At 72.1% G+C, this 23783-nt stretch carries 20 protein-coding genes and 1 pseudogene; 14 read left to right on the top strand and 7 right to left on the bottom strand.

Features of this window, described 5'->3' with window-relative positions; all coding sequences use genetic code 11:
• Positions 1–2: 2 nt before the first annotated feature.
• The 6 genes and pseudogenes from E1292_RS18120 to E1292_RS18095 all read left to right on the top strand — a co-directional run.
• Entirely contained in the window at positions 3–1067 is a 1065-nt protein-coding gene (locus E1292_RS18120) for a C45 family autoproteolytic acyltransferase/hydrolase (RefSeq protein ID WP_132596386.1), read from the top strand.
• Complete coding sequence (locus E1292_RS18115) at positions 1064–2503, top strand: amidase (protein ID WP_132596385.1); 1440 nt, start codon at positions 1064–1066, stop codon at positions 2501–2503. The genes E1292_RS18120 and E1292_RS18115 overlap by 4 nt, the downstream gene beginning before the upstream one ends.
• Positions 2500–3372 carry a hypothetical protein gene (locus tag E1292_RS18110; protein ID WP_220446909.1) on the top strand — a complete coding sequence of 291 codons (873 nt, stop codon included), beginning with the start codon at positions 2500–2502 and terminating at the stop codon, positions 3370–3372. Before E1292_RS18115 ends, E1292_RS18110 begins: the two co-directional genes overlap by 4 nt.
• An 81-nt stretch (positions 3373–3453) precedes the next feature.
• On the top strand, positions 3454–4140 hold the full coding sequence (locus tag E1292_RS18105; protein WP_132596384.1) for an MBL fold metallo-hydrolase: 687 nt from the start codon (positions 3454–3456) through the stop codon (positions 4138–4140).
• Positions 4141–4405: 265 nt separating this feature from the next.
• Positions 4406–5335 carry a lytic transglycosylase domain-containing protein gene (locus E1292_RS18100; protein ID WP_132596383.1) on the top strand — a complete coding sequence of 310 codons (930 nt, stop codon included), beginning with the start codon at positions 4406–4408 and terminating at the stop codon, positions 5333–5335.
• A gap of 238 nt (positions 5336–5573) precedes the next feature.
• Positions 5574–6779 (top strand): annotated as a pseudogene (locus E1292_RS18095) (RNA-guided endonuclease InsQ/TnpB family protein); the annotation flags it as partial.
• Between the two features lie 21 nt (positions 6780–6800).
• Here E1292_RS18095 and E1292_RS18090 read toward each other — a convergent pair.
• The 4 genes from E1292_RS18090 to yczE all read right to left on the bottom strand — a co-directional run bounded on the left by E1292_RS18090 (position 6801) and on the right by yczE (position 11751).
• On the bottom strand, positions 6801–7274 hold the full coding sequence (locus E1292_RS18090; RefSeq protein ID WP_132596381.1) for a hypothetical protein: 474 nt from the start codon (positions 7272–7274) through the stop codon (positions 6801–6803).
• 117 nt (positions 7275–7391) lie between these two features.
• Positions 7392–9089, bottom strand: a complete 1698-nt coding sequence (locus E1292_RS18085) for a histidinol-phosphatase (protein ID WP_132596380.1) — start codon at positions 9087–9089, stop codon at positions 7392–7394.
• 148 nt (positions 9090–9237) lie between these two features.
• Complete coding sequence (locus E1292_RS18080; RefSeq protein WP_132596379.1) at positions 9238–10992, bottom strand: glycoside hydrolase family 15 protein; 1755 nt, start codon at positions 10990–10992, stop codon at positions 9238–9240.
• Positions 10993–11148: 156 nt separating this feature from the next.
• Positions 11149–11751, bottom strand: a complete 603-nt coding sequence (gene yczE / locus E1292_RS18075) for a membrane protein YczE (protein ID WP_132596378.1) — start codon at positions 11749–11751, stop codon at positions 11149–11151.
• 63 nt (positions 11752–11814) lie between these two features.
• On the opposite strand from yczE, the gene yczR reads away from it, so the two are divergent.
• Positions 11815–13245: a MocR-like transcription factor YczR gene (gene yczR / locus E1292_RS18070; RefSeq protein ID WP_132596377.1), complete on the top strand. Its 1431-nt coding sequence runs from the start codon at positions 11815–11817 to the stop codon at positions 13243–13245.
• A gap of 7 nt (positions 13246–13252) precedes the next feature.
• On the opposite strand, the gene E1292_RS18065 is transcribed toward yczR, so the two are convergent.
• Positions 13253–13861, bottom strand: coding sequence for a trimeric intracellular cation channel family protein (locus E1292_RS18065; protein WP_181958250.1), 609 nt, complete (start codon positions 13859–13861; stop codon positions 13253–13255).
• 11 nt (positions 13862–13872) lie between these two features.
• On the bottom strand, positions 13873–15351 hold the full coding sequence (locus E1292_RS18060) for a peptide MFS transporter (protein ID WP_132596375.1): 1479 nt from the start codon (positions 15349–15351) through the stop codon (positions 13873–13875).
• Between the two features lie 151 nt (positions 15352–15502).
• Between E1292_RS18060 and E1292_RS18055 the strand changes: the two genes are divergently transcribed.
• The 3 genes from E1292_RS18055 to E1292_RS18045 all read left to right on the top strand — a co-directional run bounded on the left by E1292_RS18055 (position 15503) and on the right by E1292_RS18045 (position 18996).
• Positions 15503–17344, top strand: a complete 1842-nt coding sequence (locus E1292_RS18055; protein ID WP_132596374.1) for an AMP-dependent synthetase/ligase — start codon at positions 15503–15505, stop codon at positions 17342–17344.
• A gap of 126 nt (positions 17345–17470) precedes the next feature.
• On the top strand, positions 17471–18346 hold the full coding sequence (locus tag E1292_RS18050; protein WP_132596373.1) for a hypothetical protein: 876 nt from the start codon (positions 17471–17473) through the stop codon (positions 18344–18346).
• Positions 18347–18504: 158 nt separating this feature from the next.
• Positions 18505–18996, top strand: a complete 492-nt coding sequence (locus E1292_RS18045; RefSeq protein WP_132596372.1) for a hypothetical protein — start codon at positions 18505–18507, stop codon at positions 18994–18996.
• Between the two features lie 77 nt (positions 18997–19073).
• On the opposite strand, the gene E1292_RS18040 is transcribed toward E1292_RS18045, so the two are convergent.
• Complete coding sequence (locus tag E1292_RS18040; RefSeq protein WP_181958249.1) at positions 19074–19721, bottom strand: NAD(P)-dependent oxidoreductase; 648 nt, start codon at positions 19719–19721, stop codon at positions 19074–19076.
• Between the two features lie 105 nt (positions 19722–19826).
• Between E1292_RS18040 and E1292_RS18035 the strand changes: the two genes are divergently transcribed.
• The 4 genes from E1292_RS18035 (at position 19827) to E1292_RS18020 (ending at position 23521) form a co-directional block, all read left to right on the top strand.
• A complete protein-coding gene (locus tag E1292_RS18035) occupies positions 19827–20195 on the top strand; it encodes a winged helix-turn-helix transcriptional regulator (RefSeq protein ID WP_181958248.1) in 369 nt (122 codons plus the stop codon).
• Positions 20196–20233: 38 nt separating this feature from the next.
• A complete protein-coding gene (locus E1292_RS18030) occupies positions 20234–21208 on the top strand; it encodes a Rossmann-fold NAD(P)-binding domain-containing protein (RefSeq protein WP_132596371.1) in 975 nt (324 codons plus the stop codon).
• Positions 21209–21348: 140 nt separating this feature from the next.
• On the top strand, positions 21349–22338 hold the full coding sequence (gene moaA / locus E1292_RS18025) for a GTP 3',8-cyclase MoaA (protein WP_132596370.1): 990 nt from the start codon (positions 21349–21351) through the stop codon (positions 22336–22338).
• Positions 22339–22729: 391 nt separating this feature from the next.
• Positions 22730–23521, top strand: a complete 792-nt coding sequence (locus tag E1292_RS18020; protein ID WP_220446908.1) for an NTP transferase domain-containing protein — start codon at positions 22730–22732, stop codon at positions 23519–23521.
• Positions 23522–23783 lie beyond the last annotated feature (262 nt).

Here is a 23783-nt window from a genome sequence, read left to right as displayed (position 1 = left end):
GGGTGAGCCCTCCCGTCCGGTTGACGGAGATCGACATCCCCGGCGACGGCCGGGCCGCGGGCCGCGCGTACGGCGAGGCCGCGCGCCCGCTCGTCCTGCGGCATCACGAGCTGATCGTCAGCGGTCTCGGTCTCGAGGCCGCCAGGACCCGGGCCATGGAGTTCCGGGCCGCCACCAGGGCCGCCACCGGGACTCTCGCGCCGGAGCTGGCCGCCGAGGTGGACGGCGTCGGCGAGGGGGCAGGGCTGAGCGCGGCCGACGGCTGGATCCTGCAGCTGCGCGCCGAGCTGACCGGCTGGAACACCGCCGCACCCGAGTGCAGCTCGCTGGCCCTGGTCGGCTCCGCCCGCCGGGACGGCCCGATCGCCGCGCAGAACGCCGACCTCCCGGCCGAGGTGGGCCCGCTGTTCGTGGTGCTGCGCAGGCGGCCGGCCGCCGGGCCCGCCCTGATCACCGTCACCCCGGCCGGGCAACTCGGCCACCACGGGATGAACGACGCGGGTGTCGCCGTGTTCGGCAACTTCCTGCGTGCGGACCAGTGGCGTGTGGGCGTGCCGCGCTACCTGCTGACCCGGCTCGCCCTGGGGGAGCGGGACCGGTTCCGCGCGGCCGACGCGGTCGCGGCGGTGCCCAGGTCGGGCCCGCGCAACCTGCTCATCGCCGACGAGGGGGGCGCGCTCGACCTGGAGACCACCCCGGACGGCGTGGGCATGATCGAGCCGTCCGGTGGAGTCCTCACCCACACCAACCACTTCCTCAGCGAGCTGGCCGCCCGCGAGAACGCCCCGCAGCCCTGGCTGCGCAACTCGCGCGCCCGCCAGGCCAGGCTCGACGCGCTGCTCGCCGCCGCGGGGCCGCACGCGGGACCCGAGGAGCTGGCCGCCGTCCTGGCCGACCGGCACGGCGCGCCCGACGCCCTGTGCCATCACGCCGCCGACGCCCCCGAGCTGAACGTCGCGACCGTGGTCTCCACGGTCGCCGAAGTCCGCGCCCGCCGCCTGCACGTCTGCTCGGGCCCGCCCGACCGCGGCGGCTACGCCGTCTACGACCTCAAGGAGGCCTCATGACCGAGCCCGCCCGATCGGCCGAGCTGGCCTACATGACGGCGACGGACACGCTGGCGGCCTACGCCGCCCGTACGCTGTCCCCCGTCGAACTGCTCACCGCCGTCGTCGAACGGGCCGAGAGCATCGAGCCGAGCGTGAACGCGTTCGCGGAACGGTGGTTCGACCAGGCCATGGACCAGGCCAGGAAGGCCGCCGACCGGTACGCGCGCGGCACGGCCAGGCCACTGGAAGGGCTGCCGGTCGCCCTCAAGGAGGAGCAGCCCATCGCCGGGCACCCGCTGCGCGACGGCTCGATGCTGCTGCGCGACAACGTCGCCGACGTCACCCATCCCATCGTCGAACGGATCGTCGCGGCCGGCGGCATCGTGCACGCCAGGACCACCACCCCGGAGTTCTGCGCGGCCGGTTTCACCCACAGCGACCTGTGGGGCGTCACCCGCAACCCGTGGAGCCTCGAGCACTCCTCCGGCGGCTCGTCAGGCGGCTCGGGGGCGGCCCTGGCGGCGGGCACCGCGATGCTCGCGACCGGCTCCGACATCGGTGGCTCGATCCGCATCCCGGCCTCGTTCAACGGCGTGGTCGGGTTCAAGCCGCCGTACGGCAGGGTGCCCGCGCTGCCGCCGTACAACCTCGACCACTACTGCCACGACGGGCCGATGGCGAGGACCGTGGCCGACTGCGCGCTGCTGCAGAACGTGATCGCCGGGCACGACCCGCGCGACCCCGTGTCGGTGCCCGCGCCCCCGCCCATCCCGGCGTACCAGGGCTCGCTCAAGGGGCGGCGCGTGGCCGTCTGCGTGCACCTCGGCGACTACCCCGTCGAACCGGACGTCGCCGCCGCCACCTGGGACGCGGTCTCGGCGCTGACCGAGGCGGGCGCCGTCGTCGAGGAGGTGGAGCTGCCGTGGCGCCGCGCCGACATCATGCGCGCGGCCTGGGCCCACTACGGCGCCATCTTCGGGCCCATCATCGCCGAGGAGATGGCCGCGCACGGCGACGGCGTCACCCGTTACGTACGCGATTTCCTGGACCGCAGTCTCAAAGCCGCCGCCGAGCTGGGCTTCTACGGCGCGCTGAAGATCGAGAGCCAGGTCCACGCCGACCTGGCCCGCCTCTTCGCACGTTTCGACGCGCTCATCTGCCCCGCCTCCGGCACCCCCGCCTTCCTGGCGGGAGAGGACTACGTGGAGACGCCGCTGGTGGTGGACGGGGTGAGGCTCGACCACAACCTGGAGGCCCCGCTGACGGTGCCGTTCAACCTCGCCAGCCGCTGCCCCGTGCTCGGCGTGCCGTCCGGCCGCTCGGCGCGGGGCGTGCCCACCGGCGTGCAGGTGGTGGGCCGGCCGTACGACGACCACACCACCTTCGAGGTGGGGGCGGCGGTGACGGCGGCCCTGCCCTGGTACGCCGGCGAATCCTGGCGGCCGGCCCTGTGAGCCGCCGCCACGGGATCGACCTCGGTTACTACGACCTCGGCCGCACCCCCTTCTTCGCCTGCGAGCTGGACCCGCGTTTCTCCTACTGCCTGTACGTCCCGGAGGACTACGACGAGACCGGGACAGGACGGTACGACCTCATCGTGGCCGTGCACGGCACCGACCGCACGGCGAGCGAGTACCGCGACCGGTTCGCCGCCTTCTGCGACGAGCACGACTGCATCGTGCTGGCGCCGTTGTTCCCCGCCGGCCTCGGCCGCCGCACCGAGCTGCACGACTACAAGTTCATCAGGTACGGGGGCATCAGGTTCGACCGGATCCTGCTGTCGATGGTGGACGAGGTCGCCGCCAAGTACCGGGTCGACGCCTCGCGCCTGCTCATGCACGGCTTCTCCGGTGGCGGCCAGTTCGTGCACCGCTTCCTCTACCTGCATCCTGAGCGGCTGCGCGCGGCCTCGATCGGCGCGCCGGGCCTGGTCACCCTGCTCGACCCGCGCTGGCCGTGGTGGGCGGGCACCGGGGGCGTGAGCGAGGAGTTCGGCGTGCGGCTCGACATCGACGCCATGCGCGGGGTCGCCGTGCAGATGGTCGTCGGCGCGGACGACACCGACACGTGGGAGATCACCGTCACCGAGCGGGACGAGCTGTGGGTCGAGGGCGCCGACGCCGCCGGGGCCAACCGCATCGACCGGCTGGAGAGCCTGCGCCGCAGCTTCGAGGCGGCGGGCATCCCGGTGCGGTTCGACGTGGTGCCCGGCGCGGCCCACAACGGGTTCGACGTCCTGGACGCCGTACGCGCCTTCTTCCACGACGAGCTGGCGGGCCCGCCCGCGTCGGCACGGACGGGAAGCGGGAGAGGCGTCCCGTGACGGCCGCTCCGCACCGGCGTGCTCACTCCCGACGGGACCGACGTGACACAGGCGTGAGGGTGATGGCGTAGGTTCCCGCACATGGAGCTGACAGAACTACTGCCGACCCTGCACCTTCTCCGGTTCGGTGTCGGCCAGGCATACCTGTGGCGCGATGGTGACGCGCTCACCCTCATCGACACCGGCGAGCCGGGCTCAGGCCCCGACCTGCTCGCCGCCGTCGAAAGCCTCGGCCACGCGCCCGGCGACCTGCGCACCGTAATCGTCACCCACGGCCACGACGACCACTGGGGGGCCCTCTCCGAGCTCGGCACGGACGCCACCGTCATGGCGCACGCCGCCGACGCCCCCGTCCTGCGCGGCGAGCGCGGCCAGCAGCTTCCCGACCCCGCCGACCTGCCCGGCTGGGAGCGGGAGCTGTTCGAGTCCCTCCCGCCGATGAGCGCGCCGAAGCCCGTACGGGTGGATCGCGAGCTGACCGGCGGGGAGGTGCTCGGCTTCGGCGGCGGCGCGCACGTGATCGCCATCCCCGGCCACACCGACGGCAGCATCGCCCTCCACCTGCCGGAGCACGGGGTGCTGTTCGCCGGCGACACCGTCGCCAACCCCGGGGGCCATACCATGCTGGGCGTCTTCAACGCCGACCGGGAGGCGGCCGCCCGCTCGTTCCGCCGCCTGGCGGAGCTCGACGTGTCGCTCGTCTGCGTCGGCCACGGCGACCCGCTGACCGGCGACGCCTCCGCCCGCCTGCGCGCCGCCGAGGTCTGAACGCCGCCTCGGCCTGCGCGCCGCACAGGTCTGGACGGCGGTGCCGGCCTGCGGATGGGGTGGGTCCGGACGGCGGTGCCGGCCTGCGCGTGGTGCGGGTTCGGACGGCGGTGTCGGCCTGCGCGTGGTGCGGGTTCGGACGGTGGGGTGGGCCTGTGGGCGGTGCGTTGTGGACGGCGGGTGGGCCTGCGGGTGGGGCGGGACGTATGCCGGATCGCCCGTGCGGCCGGTGGGCGCGGGCCGGAACCGGGTAGGTTGGCGCCCCATGGAGGAACGCCAGAAGCACCCACGACTCACCGGCCGGGGTCGCGCGCTCGCCGCGCTGGCGGCCGTGGCCCTGGCAGGGACGGCGGCCTGCGGAAACGCGGCGCCCGTCCGGAACGCCCCCGCGCGCCAGCCGCTGGCGGCCCCTACCAGCACCGCGACACCCACGCCGAGCCGGACGCTCCCCGGCCCCGACGAGAAGATCCCCGCGAACGCCGCGAGGCTCGCCTCAGCCCTGAAGGAGACCACCGCCGCGCTCAACGACGCCATCGACGCCTGGAAGGGCAAGAACGGCAAGCCACCGGCCGATGTCGAGCTCCTGGCCCTCCACCACCAGCGCATATACCGTTACGCCGCCCGCCATCCCAAGCTCGCCGCCCGGGCCTTCGCCCGCCTGCCGAAGGGCCTGGCCGCCCAGGCCAAGGACAACACGCGCGCCATCCGCGAGCTCCTGGCCCTGGCCCACCCGATCAAGCCGTCGACGCCGTTCAAGGTCCAGCCCGCCCGGCCGGCCGCCGAGCTGCTCAGGCACTTCAAGAAGGCCGAGCGCCGGTTCGGGGTGGAGTGGGAGGTGCTGGCGGCGGTGATGCTCGCGGAGACGAAGTTCGGCCGGGTGAAGTCGGCCAGCCACGTGGGTGCCCAGGGGCCCATGCAGTTCATGCCGGCGACCTGGAGGGCGTACGGGATGGGCGGCGACGTGCACGACCCGCGCGACGCGGTGATGGCCGCGGCCAACTACCTCAAGGCCAGCGGCGCGCCCCGCGACTATCAGCGGGCGCTGCACGCCTACAACCCGTCGCAGGCGTACGTGAACGCCATCCTCCTGCACGCCCGCCAGATCAAGCGGGATCCGCGGAACTACTACGTGTACTACAACTGGCAGGTGTACGTCATCACCACCGCCGGCGAGCGCCGCCTGACCGGCCCTTAGCCGCGAAGGGCCGGTCGCCGCTGCGCCTACGTGTGGTCGGCGCAGCAGGGGGTGGGGTCGGGCACCTCGGCCGTGGTGATCCGGCCTCCGGCCTCCGGCCGCCGGCATGGTGAGCAGGGTCATCGAATCTCCTTAAGCGTGGAGACCTCGGGCTTCAGCCCTGGGGAGGAACGCGGCACAGCGCCGCATACCGAACACACGCACGATGCTTAGCCGATCGAGCGGTACCATGTGACGCGTGGCGCAGATCGTGAAGCGGGCCTACAAATACCGCTTCTACCCGACCCCCGGCCAAGCCGAAGAGCTTGCCCGGACGTTCGGCTGCGTCCGCCTCGTCTACAACAAGGCCCTCGAAGAACGCACCCGCGCCTACACCATGGAAGGCCGTCGCGTCTCCTACGTGGAGTCGTCGGCCGCTCTGACCGAGTGGAAACGCAGCGGCGATTACGACTTCCTGTTCGAGGTGTCGTCCGTGCCGTTGCAGCAGGCGCTGCGCCACCTTCAGGCGGCGTTCGCGAACTTCTTCGCCAAGCGCGCCCGATATCCCACCTTCAAGAGCAGGAAGAAGGCACGCGCGAGCGCGGAGTACACCCGCTCGGCGTTCCGCTGGCGCGACGGCACGCTGACGTTGGCCAAGATGGACACGCCGCTGGACATCGTGTGGTCGCGCCCGCTGCCGCAGACAGCCGAGCCGTCCACGGTCACCGTGTCCAGGGACGCGGCCGGGCGCTGGTTCGTGTCCATCCTCGCCGAGGAGAAGATCACACCACTGGCTCCGGCCGAGCAGTCGGTGGGCGTGGACGCGGGCATCACGGCGCTGGCGGCGCTGTCAACCGGCGAGAAGATCGTCAACCCGCGCCCCGAGCGGCGCGATCGGCGCAGGCTGGCCAAAGCGCAGCGGGCGCTCGCCCGCAAGGCCAAGGGCTCGACCAACCGAGCCAAAGCCCGGCTCACGGTGGCGCGGGTCCACGCCCGGATCACCGACCGTAGAAGGGATCACCTGCACAAGGTCACCACCCGGCTTGTTCGCGAGAACCAAGTGATCGCCGTGGAAGACCTGACCGTCCGCAACATGGTCAAGAACCACTCGCTGGCGCGCGCCGTCTCCGACGCCTCCTGGCGCGAGTTGCGGTCGATGCTGGAGTATAAGGCGGCCTGGTACGGGCGGGCGCTGGTGGCGGTGGACCGCTGGTTCCCCTCCTCCAGGTTGTGCTCGCGGTGCGGGACGCTGCAGGAGGAGATGCCGCTGAACGTCCGGGAGTGGACGTGCGCCTGCGGCGCGGTCCACGACCGGGACGTGAACGCGGCCAAGAACGTGCTCGCCGCCGGGCTGGCGGAGAGCTGAAACGCTTGTGGAGCTGGTGTAAGACCTCAAGGGCGCAAGCCCGGCGGGCGGCTGGCGGTGAAGCAGGAAGACCAACCGGCGACGGTTGGAATCCCCCGGGCTTCAGCCGTGGGGAGGAAGTCAACAGCCGAGACCGGAGACGGACGCGGGGGGCCTGACGTGGTCGTTCGTCACGACGAGCGTGTCGTCGCCCGGCGGGCCGGGGGAGGCCAGCACCAGCACCCGCTCGATGGCCGACCCGTCGCGGATCGCGGCCACGCTCATGGTGCCGGTGAGCAGGTCGTGCCCGGGGAAGGTGACGACGCGGCCGCCGCGCCGCGCCGCGTGCTCGGCCGCCGCCGTCGCCGCGCCCTCCGCCCGCGGCCCGCCGCGCTGGCCGCCGGCCGCCCAGGACACGTCCGCGGGCGGGGTCACCGAACCCGGGACGGCCAGCGAGCAGGCGATGTGCGGCTCGTCGCCCGCGAGGCCGGCCGGAACGAAGTGCGTGCACCCGACGGTCCCGCCCGGCAGGCCGAGCGACCGCGCCACGGTTCGCAGCAGGTGCTCGGCCTCGGGCAGGGTGCGCGAGCCCGCATCGATCCCCAGGACCGTCATCGGCCCGCCGTCCGCGGATCCGCCGGTCGTCGGTCCATCGGTCGTGAATCCGCCGGTCGTGGGTTCGCCGGTCGTCGGTCCCATCGGTCGTGGGTCCGCCGGTCGTGGGTTCGCCGGTCATCGGCGCGGCAGGATCCAGATCGGGTTGCTGTAGAACCACAGGTCGTTCCACGGGTCGGCGTCCCCGTGCACGTCGATCTGCGGGCCGTGCGGGTCCACGCCCGCGCCCAGCAGGCCGGGCGCGGAGCGCTTGCCGTCGGTGCCGCGCAGCCGCACGTACACGGGCCGGTCGACGCGGCCGAGCCGGTAGGTGAAGGTGACGGTGCCGCTGGTCCTGCCCACCTCGTACGACTGCACGACCTTGGTGTTCGGCGTGGTGAAGACGTCCTTGTCGGGGGCCGGGCCGGTGACGTCGCCCTGGATGACGTCCACCCGGGCCAGCGTGGGCACGAACTGCGCCCAGTTGGGCCGGCCTGCGAGGGTGATCTCCATGGTCAGCTCGACCCGGTCGCCCCGGCGTACGTCGAGGGTCTCGCCGAGCGTCGCCCCGCGGCGCCCGTGGCCGGCTGTCGTGGCCCGCACCACCAGGCCGCTGATGAGCCCGCCGTGGTCGACCCAGACGCGCCCGGCCCGCAGCCCGTCCATGAGCGCCTCGTAGGAGAAGGTGCGGCTGCCGACGTGGGTGCGGCTGTAGTAGCCGGGCCAGAAGTCGCCGGCCCCCGTGTTGGGCACGCCGCCGTAGACGGGGTCCTCGTAGCGGCCGTTGGCGTCGAAGTCGCTGCCGGGGCCGCGGACGCTGGTGTCGCCGTGCACCGTGTGGGAGTCGGAGTTGGCGGTGATCCACCACGGTTTGCCCTCGGCCAGGAGGCTGTCCCACAGCCCTCCCACGGTGGCGGTCATCCAGTCGAACCCGCCGAAGGTCTTGTAGCTCTCCGCCGGGTAGCCGGGGAAGGAGTCGGCGCCGGGGCCGCCGTCGTAGTAGCCGCGCCCGCCGCCTGGCCCGTGCGGCTTGGGCAGGCCGGCGGCCTGATGGCCGGGCGCGCCCTCCATGCCCACGGCGATGGACGGCTGGGCGTCGCGCCACCCCCTGATCTCGTGCGGCGAGTCGAGGCCCTTGCGTGACGGGTGGTTGGCGAGGAACAGCGCGTCCGGGATGCGGCGCTTCCTGACCGACTCGGCCAGGAAGTTGAGCCCGGCGATGGCCAGCGCCTCGTTCTGCGGGGTGTTCGCCCCGGCGTCCTTCACCGACCCGTCGAAGGAGTTCTCGAACTCCTTGAGCGTCTCGACCTCCCGCCGGCCCGGGGCGACGAACACGGTGCCGTGCTCGGCGGCCGGGATGTTCCACTCCAGGCCCTGGAAGACCAGGGTGTCCTTGACGGCCTCACGCGCCGCGACGATGTCGGGGTTGACCTTGTCCACCCCGATCTTCGCGTGGGTGGCGCCGCCGTGGTCGGTGATGACCACCCACCCGAGCCCGTACGCGTTGCCGTGCCGCACCTGGTCGATCACCCGGTAGATGCCGTCGCCGCTGTGCTGGGTGTGGATGTGGTGGTCGCCGGCCAGCCACAGGTAGCCGTCCTTCGGCTCCCGGCCGCCGGGGGTGGCGGCGGCCGCCTCGGCCTGGGTGCCGAGCACTCCGGCGGCCGTCAGCCCGGCGCCCAGCAGCCCGGCCCTGCGGAACATGCGCCGGCGCGACAGCTGCGCCGGCGACAGGTCCTCGTCGGGGATCGTCAGGTCGCGCGCCGGCGCCGCCTCACCCTCGTCGAGGGGCTCGTGGGAGCGGTCGTGATGCTGGTGGTGATGCCCGTGACCCATGCTTCTCTCTCCGTCCGTGCCGGAAGATGGAGCTCCGGCTACGGCGGGAGCGTGGCGTAACGGAATGAATCACACGTGAACGCAGGGAGATCGTCACATGCCCGCCAGATGCCACGAGCGGCCCGCGAGGCGGCACGGGCCCGGGCGCCTATGCCAGGGCGCGGGCGGCGTGGACCAGAGGCACGTGGCTGAACGCCTGCGGGAAGTTGCCCACCAGGCGCCCGTAGCGGGGGTCGTACTCCTCCGCGAGCAGGCCCACGTCGTTGCGGAGTGACAGCAGCCGCTCGAACAGGTTTTTCGCCTCGTCCTTCCTGCCCTGCATCGCCATCACCTCCACCAGCCAGAAACTGCAGGCCAGGAACGCGCCTTCGCCGCCGGGCAGGCCGTCGACGTCGTTGTCGTCGGCCAGCGGGTAACGCAGCACGAAGCCCTCGGACATGAGCTCCTTCTCGATCGCCGCCACGGTGCCCGCCATGCGCGGGTCGTCGATCGGCAGGAACCCGACCATCGGCAGCATGAGCAGGGCCGCGTCCAGCTCCGCCGACCCGTACGACTGGGTAAAGGTGTTGCGCGTCTCGTCGAAGCCCTTCTCGCAGATCTCGGCGTGAACGGTGTCGCGCAGGGCCCGCCACTTCTCCACGGGACCCGTACGGCCGAACTGCTCGACGTACTTGACGGCCCGGTCGAGCGCGACCCAGCACATCACCTTGGAGTGCACGAAGTGCCGGCGCGGCCCGCGCACCTCCCACAGCCCCTCGTCGGGCTCCTCCCAGTGCTCGGTCACGTAGTCGAGCAGCTGCCGCTGGATGGCCCACGCCCGGTCGTCGGGGGACAGGCCGCGCTCGCGCGCGACGAACAGGGAGTTCATCACCTCGCCGTACACGTCGAGCTGCAGCTGCTTGACCGCCTCGTTGCCGATGCGGACGGGGCGGGAGTCCTCGTAGCCGTCGAGCCAGTCGAGGCGCAGCTCGGGCAGCCGCCGCTCGCCGGCGACGCCGTACATGATCTGCAGGTCCTGCGGTCGCCCGGCGATGGCGCGCAGCAGCCAGGCGCGCCAGTCGGCGGCCTCTTCCAGGTAGCCGGACGAGATGAGCGCGTCGAGCGTCAGCGTCGCGTCGCGCAGCCAGCAGAACCGGTAGTCCCAGTTGCGCACCCCGCCCAGGTCCTCGGGCAGCGACGTGGTGGGCGCGGCGACGATGCCGCCCGTGGGCGCGTAGGTGAGCGCCTTCAAGGTGATCAGCGACCGCATCACGGCCTCGCGGTAGGGGCCGTCGTAGGCGCACCGCGCCACCCATTCCGCCCAGAACGCCGCACTCTCGGCGAGTTGTTCCTCGCACGCGATCTGCGGCGGCATCGGCTCGTGCGAGGGGTGCCAGGTGAACACGAACGGCAGCCGCTGGCCCTCCTCGACGGTGAACGTCGCCCGGTGGGCGTAGTCGCCGCCCTTCAGCGGCACGGGGGCGTGCAGCCAGACGGAGTCGGGACCGCCGACGGCCTGGAGGTGACCGTCGGTCCTACGCACCCACGGCACGATCCTGCCGTAGTCGAAACGCACCCTGACCACCGTGGACATCTCCACGGTGCCGGACACGCCCTCGACGACGCGTACGACGTCGGGGTTCTTGTCGCGGGGCGGCATGAAGTCGATCACGCGGACGGTGCCCGTCGGAGTGTCCCACTCGCTCTCCAGGATGAGCGTGTCGGGACGGTAACGCCGCCTGGTGGCCGGCTTCCTGCCGGTGGGCCCGAGCCACCAGTGGCCGTTGCGCTCGCTGCCCAGCAGCGCCGCGAAACACGCCGGTGAGTCGAATCTGGGCAGGCACAACCAGTCGATGGAGCCGTCCCGGCCCACCAGCGCGGCAGACTGCATGTCTCCGATCAGGGCATAATCCTCGATCCGCATGCCTAGACGCTACCGGAATCGTCCGCGGTGCTCCGGCTCCAGCCGCAAGACCGGAAGCGAACTCGTCCCGCGCGGCGAAGCGGGGCCTACGGGAGCACGGGGTGATGCCGTGGCCGGGCCGGATCACGTCGCGTCATGCCCGGACCGGCCACGGGATCACGTCAGCGGGAACCAGCGGGTGAACAGTTGCGTCAACGGCCCGATGGCCAGCGCGAACACCAGCGTTCCCACGCCCACGGTGCCGTCGAGCAGCCACCCGGCGGCCAGCACGGTGATCTCGATGACGGAACGCCCGAGCCGTACGGACAGGCCGAGCCGCATCAGCCCGGTCATGATGCCGTCGCGCGGACCCGGGCCCATTCCCGCGCTGATGTACAGCACCGTGGCCAGGGCGATGGAGACGACCCCGAGCGCGATGTACGACGCCTGGACCGCGAGGTGCCCCGGCGTGGGGAGCAGGAAGATCGCGGCGTCGGCGAACAGCCCCACGAACACCACGTTGCTGATGGTCCCGACGCCCGGCTTCTGCTTCAGCGGGATCCACAGCAGCATGACCAGGGCGCCGACAATAATGATCATGGTGCCCATGGTCATCCCGGCCCTGATCGCCAGGCCCTGGTGGAAGACGTCCCAGGGGCCGTTGCCCAGGCCGGACTCCACCTGGAGCCCGATGCCGAGCCCGTACAGGGCCAGCCCGCCGTAGAGGCGGAGCAGGCGCGCGGGCAGGGAGTCCACCCGCGGGGCGGTCGTGTCGCTCATAGTGGACCCAGAGTGGCAGGCCACGGGCTTGCCAAAACAGAACCAATCACGAAAAGTGGCCTTATGCGATATGTGTCGGCCACCCAGGCGGCCCGGCTCCTGAAGATCGACCCCGCCACGCGGCCGTATTACCGGGCCCTGGCGGGCGGCGTGCGGGCTCTGATCATGGACGGCCGGCTTCCCGTGCGGGTCCGCATGCCCGCCGAGCGCCACCTCGCCGAGACCCTCAAGGTCAGCCGCACCACCGTGACCGCCGCCTACGACCTGCTGCGCGAACAAGGCTACCTGGAGAGCCGCCAGGGCTCTGGCAGCTGGACGGCCCTGCCCGATCCGGCCACCACCGCCGACAACCCGTGGCTCGGCACCGACGGCGACGGCCTGATCCAGCTCCAGACCGCCGCCCCGCCCGCGCCCACGGCGCTGCGCGAGGCCATGGCGGAGGCGCTGGAAGACCTGCCGAGGTACGGCATGGGCATCGGCTACGACCCCATGGGCCTGCCGGTGCTCAGGGAGCGCATCGCCGCCGCCTACACCGCCAGGGGCCTGGCGACGAGGCCCGAGCAGATCGTCGTCACCACCGGCTCCCAGCACGCCATCCAGCTCGTCATGGGGCTCCTCGTCGGCCAGGGCGACCCGGTGCTCGTGGAGTCGCCGACGTACCCGCACGCCATCGACGCGGCCCGCCGCGGCGGCGCCAGGATCGTCCCGGTCGGGATCTCGCACGAAGGCTGGCAGGACGACCTGCTGACCTGCGCCATGCGCCAGTCCGCGAGCCGTCTCGCCTACCTCATGCCCGACTTCCAGAACCCGACGGGCGCCCTCATGGACGACGCCACCCGCGCCGCCGTCGTGGGCGCCGCCCGGCGCGTGGACACGCTGCTGCTGGTGGACGAGACCTGGTCGGAGCTCGCGCTGGACGAGGTGCCGCGCACGTCGCCGATGGGCTCGTTCGACACCGACAGCCGCGTGATCAGCATCGGCTCCGCGTCGAAGCTGTGGTGGGGCGGGCTGCGCATCGGCTGGATCCGCGCCACGGCCGCGCTGGCCCGGCGGCTGGCCACGTACCGTTCGGCGGTGGACATCGCCAGCCCGGTGATGGAGCAGCTCGCGGTGGCGCGGCTGTTCGACCGGCTGGAGGAGACGCGGGCCGAGCGCCGCCGCACGCTGCGCGCCTCCCGCGACGCGCTGGTGTCCGGGCTGCGCGAGCACCTGCCGGAGTGGACGTTCACCGTGCCGCGCGGCGGGGGCACGCTCTGGGTGCGCCTCGACCGGGGCGGCTCCACCCCGCTCGCCGAGGCGGCGGCCTGCCACGGCGTACGCCTCGCGCCCGGCCCCTGGTTCGGCCTGGAGGGGACGCACGAGGGTTACCTGCGGCTGCCGTACACGCAGCCGCCCCGCATCCTGGAGGACGCGCTCGTCCGGATCCGCGCCGCCCGCGACCACGGCGCCGCCGGCGGCTCCCGCCCGCCCGAGTCCCTCATCGCGATGGTGTGAGGGGCGCTCACTCGCCGGCCCCCCGGGCCAGCGGCGCCTGCCACCTGCGGCGCATCGCCACGATGCGCAGCCCGAACGCCAGCACGGCCGCCGCCAGCGTCGCGGGCCAGCCGTGCAGGCCGTAGGAGGACAGCGCCGCCATCGTCGCCGACCCCACCAGGGCGGGCACGGCGTAGAGCTGGCGGTCGTAGAGCAGCGTCGGGATCTCCCCGGCCAGCACGTCGCGCAGCATGCCGCCGCCCACGGCCGTGGTGATCCCCAGCACGGTGGCGTGCAGAGGGCTGAGACCGTACTCCATGGCCTTGGCCGTGCCGACGGCGCAGAACAGGCCCAGCCCCGCCGCGTCGAGCACCAGGATGACCGGCATCACCTTCGTGACGTGCGGATGCCAGTAGAAGACGATCACCGTAGCCACCAGCGGCACCAGCACGTAGCCGACGCTCTGGAAGGCGGCGGGCCGGACGTTGAGGATCAGGTCGCGTACGACGCCCCCGCCCAGGGCGGTGATCTCGGCGAGCATCGCCATCCCGACCACGTCGAGCCGCTTGCGCACCCCCATCAACGCCCCCGTCAGCGCGAAGACGAAGATGCCTGCCAGGTCGAGAATCTCGGACACGTTGGGAATGTCTACCGCATGGCGGGCTCATGATGCTCGGCCATCATCACCCGCAGCCGCCGGGTGAACATGAACAGCGCGAGCCCCGCCGCCATCGCCGCCAGCGCCAGCACCAGGTAGTACATCGGGTCCGTCAGCACGGCGGTGAGCCGCCCCGTCTGCCCGCCGACCGCGTCGCCCACCGACACCGCGATGAACCAGACGCCGAGCATCTGCCCCTTGAACGCCTCCGGCGCCAGCTTCGCCGTCACCGACAGCCCGACCGGGCTCAGCGACAGCTCGCCGAACACCTGGATCAGGTAGACCAGAACCAGCCACCACACCGACACCCTGCCCGCCCCGGCCAGCGCCGCAGCGACCGCCATGACCACGAAGCTCGCCCCCACCATGACCAGCGCGAAGCCGAACTTCTGCGGCGTGCTCACCCGCGTGCCCACCCGCAGCCACAACGCCGCGAACACCGGCGCGAAGATCATGATGAAGAGGGGGTTGAACGACTGCGTCGTGGCCGGCTGGATCGCGATCCCGAACAGCGACAGCTCGGTGTGGTCCTGGGCGAAGAAGAGCAGCTTGCTGGGCGCCAGATCGAAGATCATCCAGAAGATGGACGCGGCCACGAACAGCCAGATGTAGGCCTTCATCCGGATCCGCTCGTCCTGCGTGAGATTGTGGCTGCCCAGCAGGATGTAGCCGAAGTACGCGACGGGCACGAGCAGGATGATCACCGTGACCACCAGGGTGAGCCGGTCGACCGTGAAGGTGCCGGTCGCCGCCCACACGACCAGCAGGCCCGCCGTCGCGCCCGCCGCCAGGGCGATCAGGCGGCCGAATTTCCGGCGCTCCCGCGGCGACAGGCGCAGGCCCGGCCGCTCGCCCACGCCCCTGAGGGCCCTGCCGCCCCAGACGTACTGGACCAGGCCGAACGCCATGCCGACCGCGGCGGCGCTGAAGCCCAGGTGCCAGCGGTCGCCCGCGGCCAGCCAGCCGACGACGATCGGCGCGAAGAAGGCGCCCAGGTTGATGCCGAAGTAGAACAGCGAGAACGCCGCGTCGCGGCGCGCGTCGTCGCTGTCGGCGTAGAGGCGGCCGACCATGACGGAGATGTTGGGCTTGAGCAGGCCGGTGCCGGAGATGATGAGCAGCAGGCCGAGCCAGACGAAGAAGGCCGACGTCACCGGGATCGCCATGCTGATGTGCCCCAGCATGATGACGAACCCGCCCCAGAACACCGACCTGCGCGCACCGAGGATGCGGTCGGCGATCCACCCGCCGGGCAGGGCCACCAGGTAGATGAGCGCCCCGTAGACGCCCACGACCGCCTGGGCGGTCACGTCCGACATGCCGAGGCCCTGGTGGGCGGGCGAGGCGGCCAGGAACGTGGCCAGGATCGCGCGCAGGCCGTACCAGCTGAACCGCTCCCACATCTCGGTGCCGAACAGCGTGGCCAGGCCCCACGGGTGCCCGAAGAACGTCCTGCCGCCGTCGGTCATGCGCCGCCCCCTCCCACGGCACCGAACGTAAACGAAATATCGCTCCAGGTGAGGGACGCGGGTGTTTCCCCGCGAGCTCTTGCCGCCACCCCCGGGGTGTGGTGCGATGCATGCCATTCATGCAAGTGAATACTGACGGGAGGCGCGCGCCATGGCCGAAGTCCTCGACGTGCGGGCGGAGATCCAGCGGCAGATCGCCGGCATGACCGTCTGCCGGCAGCTCGCTCAGGCCGCCGAGCAGCACCCCGACGCACCCGCCTACTCCGACCCCGACGGCGACGGCTGGCGCACGCTGACCTACGCGCAGGCCAGGCGGCGGATCCTGGAGATCGCCGCCGGATTCGCCGCGCTCGGGCTCCAGGCGGGCGACACCGTGGCGCTCATGATGGTCAACCGCAGCGAGCACGTGCTCGCCGACCTGGGCGTGGTGCACGCGGGCGGCGCCGGCTGCACGGTCTACTCGACGTTCGCGCCCGACCAGATCGCGTTCGTGGCCGGCGACGTGGGGGCGAAATGCGCGGTGCTCGGCGGGCCGGCCGAACTCGCCCGCTGGCAGCCGGTGCTCGACCGGCTCGACGGCCTGCGCACGATCATCATGCTGGAGGGGGCGCCCGACGGCGAGCGTTTCCTGGCGTGGACGGACTTCCTCCGGCTCGGCCGCGAACGCCTGGCCGCCGACCCCGGTGAGACCGAGACGCGCTGGCGCGCGGTCACCCCCGACGACGTGGCCACCGTCCTGTACACCTCCGGCACCACCGGCATGCCCAAGGGCGTGCCCCTGACGCACACGAACATCTTCTACGAGGTCGCCTCCACCGACCGCCTCGCCTCGCTGCCCACCGAGGGCACGCAGATCTCCTATCTGACCTACGCGCACATCGCCGAGCGGGTGCTCAGCCTCTACCTGCCGCTGGTCAAGGCCTCCCACGTCTACTTCTGCACCGACCTGGCCAACCTGGGCGGCACGCTGGGGCAGGTCAGGCCGATGATGTTCTTCGGGGTGCCCCGGGTGTGGGAGAAGATGATGGCCCGCTTGTCGGCCGTGCTCGCCACCCAGCCGGAGGAGCGGCAGGCGGCCGTACGCGCGGCCATGAGGGCCGGCGTCGCGTACATCGAGGCCGGCCAGTACGGCCGCACCGTCACCCCCGAGATCCAGTCCGCCTACGACCAGGCCGACGCCTCCCTCCTGTCGGTCATCCGCGGCATGATCGGGTTCGACCGTGCCGAGTGGACCGCCACCGGCGCCGCGCCCCTGCCCGCCGAGGTGCAGCGCTTCTACGCCGGGCTCGGGCTCAAGGTCATCGACGTGTACGGCATGACGGAGACGACCGGCGCGTTCACCGGCAACAGCCCCGACTGCTACCGCCTGGGCAGCGTCGGCAGGGCCGAGCCCGGCGTCGAGATCCGCATCGCCGAGGACGGCGAGATCCTCACCCGCAGCCCGCTCAACACCCGCGGCTACCTCAACCGCCCGCAGGCCACCGCCGAGCTCGTCGACGCCGACGGCTGGCTGCACACGGGCGACATCGGCACGGTCGACGACGACGGCTTCTACCGGGTCGTCGACCGCAAGAAGGAGCTGATCATCACCGCGGGCGGCGAGAACATCTCCCCGGCCGAGATCGAGAACCATCTCAAGGAGCACGCGCTCATCGGCCAGGCCCTCGCCTACGGCGACAACCGCCCGCACCCGGTGGCGGTGCTGACCCTCGACGGCGAGGTCGCGCCGGGCTGGGCGCGGGCGCGCGGCGTCACGTTCTCCTCGCTCGCCGAGCTGGCCGAGCACCCCGAGGTGCTCAAGGAGGTGGGGGCCGCGGTCGAGGCCGCCAACGCCAAGCTCGCGCGGGTGCAGCAGGTGAAGAAGTGGGCCCTGCTCGGGGTCGAGTGGACCGCCGAGACCGAGGAGCTCACCCCGAGCCTCAAGCTCAAGCGGCGCGTCGTGCACCAGAAGTACGCCGACGTCATCGAAGGGCTCTACACCGGACCCCGCTGAGCGGGCGGGCGGGGGCACGCACCCGCGAGGCGCGTGCCCGGGGGACAGGCCGCTCCGAGCGGTTTTGCCATTCGGGGCGTGTGTTGTGGTCCTGGTCATGACCGGCGGGTTCCTACCGTCTCGCTCATGACCAGAAGCCTTCTTCTCGTCTCGCTCGCGGCGGGATCGCTCACGGCGGGGTCGCTCACGGCGCCCGCGCCCGCGATCTCCGCCGCGACCGAGCTCGCCATCCGATCCATCACCGTACGTCCAGCGGAGCCCGTCGTCGGGCCGAAAGGCTCCGTCCGCCTGGTGATCGACGTGGTCGCCCGGGGGACACGGGGTAAGCACGGCGTCGCCGTCAAGGTCGAGCCCGGCTCCCCGCCGGCCCCGGCGCTCAGCTCGAAAACCCCGGCCCTAGACAAGCCGACGGCGACGCCCACGCCGTCCCGGAGCCCGTCGCCGAAGGTCTCCGCGGCCCCGCGGCTCGCCACCGGTGGCGAGCCCGCCGCGGACCTCCCGCCGATGATGGCGTGGCGGGTGGGTTCGCCCGCCACACAGGCAGCGGCGGCCGAGGGCTGGGAGACCTGGCGTTTCCTGCCCGACAAGAGGCTGAACCGCTATTACCCCACGGGCACCTGGACGATCGCCGCCACCGCGACGGGTCCGGGCGGCGCGACGGTCACCGAATACGAGTCGTTCCAGTTCAGGCGTGACACGAAGCTCGCCTCCGTGCGGGTGGACGGGACGGCGGGCGGAAAGGTACGGCTGCGGGGTTCGCTGACCAGGGTCGATCCGCGCGGTCTCACCGATTACGGGCCGTTCGCCAAGCAGACGCTGGAGGTTCTCTGGCGTGCCGATGAATCCTCGGCCTGGGAGCGCATCGGGGAGGTGCGTACGGACGCCGCCGGTTCGTTCGCCACGACGGTCTCGGGCCGTACCGGGGGATTCTGGCGCGTCCGCTATCCCGGAACAGGACACTACGCCGCAGACGTCTCTAAATCCCGACAAATCGCGCAATAGTGCAGCAAACATAATTAATTCAGCGCGTGGCCTAAACCGCTGATGCAGAATCGTGATCAACTGCGTCGCAACTTTTCTTTACCCTTACGCGTCATTGGCCAGTGACGTGCCCCGTCCCGGGGTGCGTTTCAGACGGGGAAGGAATTCCAATTTTGAAGATGCGACGTCTCGCCGCCGGCCTGGCGGCCGCCGCCCTGGGCGCGACGATGGTGGCCACCGCCGCCTCGCCCGCGCTCGCCGACCCGGGCATCGACCCGGCCGCGGGCGGGCACACGAGCCTGCAGTTCGACGCGAACCCGGAGCCCGCCTGGCGGGGCCGGCCCATCACCCTTGAGGGCAAGCTCTCCGTCGAGTGCGACAAGGACTACATCAGCGGTTTCGTGTCGGTGCACCACGCCGACCACTGCAAGCGCTCCGAGCGCTGGCACCGTCTGGCCTGGAAGCGGATCGTGATCCTCTTCCAGCCGGCGGGCAGCGGCAAGTGGGAATACGTCGACACGATCAGGACCAGCCGCAGCGGCTACTTCCACACGAAGGTGCCGGCTCGCACGTCGGGCACCTGGCGCGCGATCTACAAGGGCGCCAGGTGGCTGGACGGCGCCGAGGGCACGGACTGGGTCCGGGTCATCGGCCACCGCCACCGCCACTAGTCACACCTCGGACGCCCGGCCTCACCAGGCCGGGCGTCCGGCATGTGCGCCCACCCGCCGCGCCGCCCCGGGCGGCCTCAGTACGACACGGCCACCTGGACGCGGTGGTGCCGGGGCGTCTCTGCCTCGTCCACCAGGGCCGCCGCGAGGTCGGCGTACGAGAGCACGGGATCGCCCTCGCCGGACGCTGGCACCTGCCCGCCTCCGATCCGGTGACGGCCCGTCCTGGCCGCCTGATCGTCCAGGAAGACCGGCGGCGGCGCCAGCACCACCCAGTCCAGCGCCGACTTCTCGAACACCCCCAGTTGCGCCGCGTGTCCCAGCGAGAACGCTCGGGCGTCCGCGGGGAAGCCGGGCGTGTCCATGAGCCGGACCCCGGGTGAGACCTCCAGCAGGCTGCCGATGCCCAGCGCCACCAGGCGGGACACCTCGGCCCGCGACAGCCCGTCCACGAGCGCGTGCGAGGCCGCCGTGAAGAACTCCTCCGACGGCATGTCCAGCCGGGCCGTGACCTGGATGGCCACGTCATGACCCGCCGCCACCGCCGCCACCCGGTCGGCGTCGGTGACGTCCCCGGCGACCACCCGTACGCTCTCACTCGACAGATTCGGATATTTCGCGGGATCCCGTACCACGGCCGTCACCTCATGCCCGCGCCCTGCCGCCTCCGCCGCCACCCGCGTCCCGGCCCGTCCCCCGGCGCCGAACACCACGATCCTGCTCATCGTCCACGCTCCGTTCTCCCGGCGGCCGGACTCCCCGGCCGCCCACGCCGACGGTAGAGGGCGGGACGTCGCTTTCCGCAACGATAGTTACCTACGATGACGGGCATGGCCGAGCCTCTCGATCCGGACATGTTCCGCGGATGTCCTCCGACCGCCGCGCCCATCCGCGTCGGCGACAAGTGGACCGCGAAGATCATCCGCTGCCTCGAAGCGGGCCCGCGGCGCTTCACCGAGCTCCAGCGGCCGCTGCGCGGCATCACCCCCAAGGTGCTCACCGAGTCCCTGCGCGCCATGGAACGCGACGGCCTGCTCACCAGGACCGCATACGACGAGATCCCGCCGCGCGTCCAGTACGAGCTGACCGCCCTCGGCCGCAGCCTCCTCGAGCCGATGAACGCCGGCTGCGAATGGTCCAGGAAACACCTGGCCGAGCTGATGCGCGCCCGCGAGACCTGGCACGCGGGCACGCCCTAGCCCGCCCCACGGGGTCCCGGATGGGGCAGGGTGGGGGCATGAGAGTCCTGATGCTGGGCGGCACGTGGTTCCTCGGGCGCCGCATAGCCGAACGCCTCGCGGCCCGCGGCGACCAACTCCTCCTCGTGCACCGTGGGTCCGACCGTTCCGCACCCGGCGTGCCGGGCGTCCACCTGCACACCGACCGTCACGACCTGGCGCGTCACGCCACCCGGATCAAGGACTTCGCGCCGCAGGCCGTGGTCGACACCCACGCGCTCACCGGCGCCGACGTGGACGCCGTCCTGCCGCTGCTGCCGCACGTGCCCACAGTGGTGCTGTCCAGCCAGGACGTGTACGAAGCGTTCGCGGGCCTGCAGACGGGACGCTGCCTGGCCCCCGTACCGATCAGCGAGGATTCCGCGTTGCGCCGCGAACGCCACCCCCACCGCGGCAAAGGCTTCCCCGGCGTGCCCGACGACTACGAGAAGCTCGACGTGGAGGAGCGGTGGCTGGCGCGCGGCGCCGTCGTCCTGCGGCTGCCGCTGATCTACGGCCCGCACGACTGGCAGCGCAGGGAGGAGCCGATCCTGCGCCGCGTCCGCGCCGGCCGCGAACGCATCCCGGTCGGCGCCGCCAACCTGCTCTGGACCAAGGGGTACGTCGACGACCTGGCGACCGGCGTCCTGTCGGCCCTCGACCACCGCTCCGCCGACGGCCTGGCCGTCAACCTGGGGGAGACGGCCACGGTGACGATGGGCGCCTGGTTCGAGCAGATCCTCGGCGCCGCCGGCTCGCGGGCCCGGCTGGAACGGGTGCCGGACGACCGCATCCCGCCCGACCTGGCGCTGTCGGGTGCGCCCGCCCAGCACCTGGTGGTGTCCGTGGCCCGGGCCCGGACACTGCTCGGCTGGGCGCCGGGCGACCCGGCCGCGCACGTCGCCGCGTCGGTGCGCTGGCACCTGGCCCACCCGCCGGAGGACGCCTGGACGGATGAGGACACCGCGGCGGACGACGCCGCCCTCGCCGGCTGAGGCGGGGCCCGGTTCGCGTACCCGGGAGGAATCGATCAAGATGGAGATGTGTTGTCCTGGCAAGGAGGGGCGATGGCAAGCGCCTCCTGGCATGCGTCATAGTCTGGTCCCCTGGCGAACGAACAGGAGGTGACGGCCCCATGTTGCGAGACTCGTTCGGACGGGTGGCGACGGATCTGCGGGTGTCCCTCACGGACAAGTGCAACCTGCGCTGCACCTACTGCATGCCGCCTGAAGGGCTCGACTGGCTCCCCAACCCGCAGCTGCTCACCGCCGACGAGATCGTCCGCCTGGTGACGATCGGCGTAGAGCGGCTGGGCATCACCGAGGTGCGCTACACCGGCGGCGAGCCTCTGCTCAGGCGCGAGCTGGCCGACGTCGTCGCACGCACCACCGCGCTCACCCCCAGGCCGCAGGTGTCGCTCACCACCAACGGCATCGGCCTGGCCCGCCTGGCCGGCGCGCTGGCCGACGCCGGGCTCGACCGGGTCAACATCTCGCTCGACACGCTCGACCCGGGCACGTTCAAGCGGCTCGCGCACCGTGACCGGCACGCCGACGTGATCGCCGGGCTGGCCGCGGCCGACGAGGCGGGCCTGCGACCCGTCAAGGTCAACGCGGTCCTCATGCGCGGCGTCAACGACCACGAGGCGGTGCCGCTGCTGCGCTGGTGCCTCGACCAGGGCTACGAACTGCGCTTCATCGAGCAGATGCCGCTCGACGCCCAGCACGGCTGGAGCCGCGAGGGCATGGTCACCGCCGACGAGATCCTCGACCTGCTGTCCGCCTCGTTCGACCTGACGGCCGACGACCTGGAGGAGCGCGGCAGCGCCCCCGCCGAACGGTTCCTCGTGAACGGCGGGCCGGCGCGGGTGGGCGTGATCGGCTCGGTGACGCGCCCGTTCTGCGGCTCCTGCGACCGGGTCCGGCTCACCGCCGACGGCCAGGTGCGCAACTGCCTGTTCGCCACCGAGGAGTCCGACCTCAAGACCCCCATGCGCGCGGGCGCGTCCGACGACGAACTGGCCGAGAGGTGGATGGCGGCCGTCGCGCGCAAGCGCGCCGGGCACGGCATCGACGACCCGTCCTTCCTCCAGCCCGCCCGCCCCATGTCCGCCATCGGCGGCTAGCCCCCGGCGGCGCGACCGGTAACGGGGTGGCCACGGATGCCAGAACGCGACCCGCCGCGCCAGGGCATCCGCCCGCCCGGAACGCCAACCCCCGCGCCAGGGCATCCGGCGCCATGGAAGGCGGGCCGTCGCGCCGGGGTTTCTGGCCGCCCGGCAGGCGAGGCGTCGTGCCGGGGCATCTGGCTGCCCGGAAGGCGAGCCATCAGGGCCAGGGCGTCCGGCCGTCCCGGAAGGGTGGAGCCACGTGACACGGCATCCAGCCGACCGGACCGCGGCAACGCTGCATGAGGGACATGTGCCCGCGCTCCTGGGGCCGCCTTAGGAGTGGGCCCGCGTCGTGCGGGCGGAGGATGTGGTGAGGTGCGCGGTGGACGGAGCCGGGGGTGAGGGTGTGGATTTCGACGCGGTGATCCTGGCCGGGGGAGCGGCGCGCAGGCTGGGCGGGGCGGACAAGCCCGGCCTGACCGTGGGCGGACGTACCCTGGTCGAGCACGTGGTCGCGGCCGTCGCGGGCGCCAGGAAGGCGATCGTGGCCGGCCCCGAGCGCTCGATCCCGGGTGTCGTGTTCGTCAGGGAGGATCCCCCGCGCAGCGGCCCCGTGCCAGCGCTCGCCGCCGGCCTGAACGAGGTGACCGCGCCGTGGGTGGTCCTGCTCGCCGGTGACCTGCCCTTCATGACGGCGGCCCACGTGACGGCCATGCTCCGGGCCGCCGAGCGGGCGGGCGGGGTCGTGCTGGTGGACGCGGGCGGGCGCGAGCAGTGGCTGGCCGGCGCCTGGCCGGCCGCCGAACTGAAGGCGGCACTCGCGGACTATCGGGGACGCTCGCTCAAGGGCCTGCTGGGCCCGCTCGTGACCGTGCGCCTGGCACTGCGCGGGCGGCCGTGGTTCGACTGCGACACAATGGACGATCTGGAGGAGGCTCGTATGAACGTGCTCAACGAATGGACCGCCCTGGCCTGCAAGGAACTCGGCATCGACCCGGCCACCGTGGACCGTGACCTGATTCTCGACCTGACCAAGGAGGTCGCGCACGGCGTCGCCAGGCCGGCCGCGCCCCTGACCGCCTATCTGCTCGGGCTCGCCCAGGGCGCCGGCACCGCACCCGAGGACGCCGTGGCCAAACTGATCACATTGGCGAAAAACTGGTCGCAGGCGACCACTGAGACGTTGACCGACGACTGACACTCGAACGAACTGCTGAAGTCAAGCCCCCTGCCCCCTGAAAGTTCCCTGTGAAATGAGGGGCAGAGGGGTGTAAACGATTTCGGGAAAGCAGCCCTACCCGACTCGCCCGGCGGCGTCGCACTGATCAAAAACTTCCGGAAAGGGGCGACGCCGGGTGGTTACGGGGGCAAACCACCCGGCGTCGCTTCATCGGCGTTCCGACGGGGGCCCGGAACGCCGGCACCAGCACTCCGACGGGGGACCGGAGCGCTTGGCTAAA

It is taken from the genome of Nonomuraea deserti, from assembly GCF_004348685.1.
GTDB lineage: Bacteria > Actinomycetota > Actinomycetes > Streptosporangiales > Streptosporangiaceae > Nonomuraea > Nonomuraea deserti.
Note: the sequence above shows the minus strand (reverse complement) of the source record. Positions and strands in the feature narration are given on the sequence as shown.

Excerpts from the sequence above, each read along its gene's own strand:
- E1292_RS18080 (WP_132596379.1), bottom strand. The coding sequence starts at position 10,992 with ATGCGGATCGAGGATTATGCCCTGATCGGAGACATGCAGTCTGCCGCG.
- E1292_RS18045 (WP_132596372.1), top strand. The coding sequence starts at position 18,505 with ATGCGACGTCTCGCCGCCGGCCTGGCGGCCGCCGCCCTGGGCGCGACG.
- E1292_RS18090 (WP_132596381.1), bottom strand. The coding sequence starts at position 7,274 with ATGACGGTCCTGGGGATCGATGCGGGCTCGCGCACCCTGCCCGAGGCC.
- yczE (WP_132596378.1), bottom strand. The coding sequence starts at position 11,751 with ATGAGCGACACGACCGCCCCGCGGGTGGACTCCCTGCCCGCGCGCCTG.
- E1292_RS18030 (WP_132596371.1), top strand. The coding sequence starts at position 20,234 with ATGAGAGTCCTGATGCTGGGCGGCACGTGGTTCCTCGGGCGCCGCATA.
- E1292_RS18085 (WP_132596380.1), bottom strand. The coding sequence starts at position 9,089 with ATGGGTCACGGGCATCACCACCAGCATCACGACCGCTCCCACGAGCCC.
- E1292_RS18055 (WP_132596374.1), top strand. The coding sequence starts at position 15,503 with ATGGCCGAAGTCCTCGACGTGCGGGCGGAGATCCAGCGGCAGATCGCC.
- E1292_RS18035 (WP_181958248.1), top strand. The coding sequence starts at position 19,827 with ATGGCCGAGCCTCTCGATCCGGACATGTTCCGCGGATGTCCTCCGACC.
- E1292_RS18105 (WP_132596384.1), top strand. The coding sequence starts at position 3,454 with ATGGAGCTGACAGAACTACTGCCGACCCTGCACCTTCTCCGGTTCGGT.
- moaA (WP_132596370.1), top strand. The coding sequence starts at position 21,349 with ATGTTGCGAGACTCGTTCGGACGGGTGGCGACGGATCTGCGGGTGTCC.
- E1292_RS18050 (WP_132596373.1), top strand. The coding sequence starts at position 17,471 with ATGACCAGAAGCCTTCTTCTCGTCTCGCTCGCGGCGGGATCGCTCACG.
- E1292_RS18100 (WP_132596383.1), top strand. The coding sequence starts at position 4,406 with ATGGAGGAACGCCAGAAGCACCCACGACTCACCGGCCGGGGTCGCGCG.
- E1292_RS18115 (WP_132596385.1), top strand. The coding sequence starts at position 1,064 with ATGACCGAGCCCGCCCGATCGGCCGAGCTGGCCTACATGACGGCGACG.
- E1292_RS18040 (WP_181958249.1), bottom strand. The coding sequence starts at position 19,721 with ATGAGCAGGATCGTGGTGTTCGGCGCCGGGGGACGGGCCGGGACGCGG.
- yczR (WP_132596377.1), top strand. The coding sequence starts at position 11,815 with ATGCGATATGTGTCGGCCACCCAGGCGGCCCGGCTCCTGAAGATCGAC.
- E1292_RS18060 (WP_132596375.1), bottom strand. The coding sequence starts at position 15,351 with ATGACCGACGGCGGCAGGACGTTCTTCGGGCACCCGTGGGGCCTGGCC.